This window comes from Cryobacterium sp. MLB-32, from assembly GCF_000738085.1.
Lineage (GTDB): Bacteria > Actinomycetota > Actinomycetes > Actinomycetales > Microbacteriaceae > Cryobacterium.
Genome location: NZ_JPRS01000720.1, coordinates 1 through 673 on the forward strand (window position 1 = coordinate 1; position 673 = coordinate 673).

Consider the following 673-nt stretch of genomic DNA (forward strand, 5'->3'; position numbering starts at 1 on the left):
CTGCGGACGTTTTCGGCGCCGCCCCGCGGGAGCTCCTCAGGTCGGTCAGTCTGCAGCAGACGCTGCAGCTGATTCGCGTCACCGTCGAGGTCGTTGAAGAACGAGTGAAAGATGGCGGCGAGCTGCTTCGTGAGGCCATTCTGCTCTACTCCCGAGSACGATGAGCTTTCCGCTCTCCGGCTTGATCTCGCTGATCGATCCGGGCAGACCCGCGAAGGATCCTTCCTTGATGGTGATCGTCTCGCCGATTTCGTAGTCGACCTCGGCTGCGATGACGCGCTGGGCGGACTTGCCACCGTGACCGTTGCCCTTGGTGGTGGGAGCCTCAACGATTTCGACGAGGCCCTTGAGCATGCCGAAGGCTTCTTCGAAGCGCAGCGGCGTGGGGTTGTGGGAGTTGCCCACGAATCCCGTCACACCGGGGGTGTGGCGAACCACAGACCAGCTGTCTTCGTCAAGGTCCATGCGAACCAGGACGTAGCCGGGGATACGCACTCGAGTGACCATCTTTCGCTGGCCATTCTTGATCTCGACGACATCTTCCATCGGAACCTCGACCTGGTAGATGAAATCTTCCATGGCCATCGACTGCTTGCGGTTCTCGATGTTCGACTTCACGCGACGTTCGAAGCCGGCGTACGAGTGAATGACGTACCACTTACCCGGCAGGAAA

1 protein-coding gene is annotated in these 673 nt (G+C 60.1%); it reads right to left on the bottom strand.

The features are described 5' to 3' along the window. Positions 1 to 78: 78 nt before the first annotated feature. On the bottom strand, positions 79 to 673 hold a 595-nt coding region (gene nusG, locus JF66_RS21065), incomplete at its 5' end, for a transcription termination/antitermination protein NusG (RefSeq protein WP_035880935.1).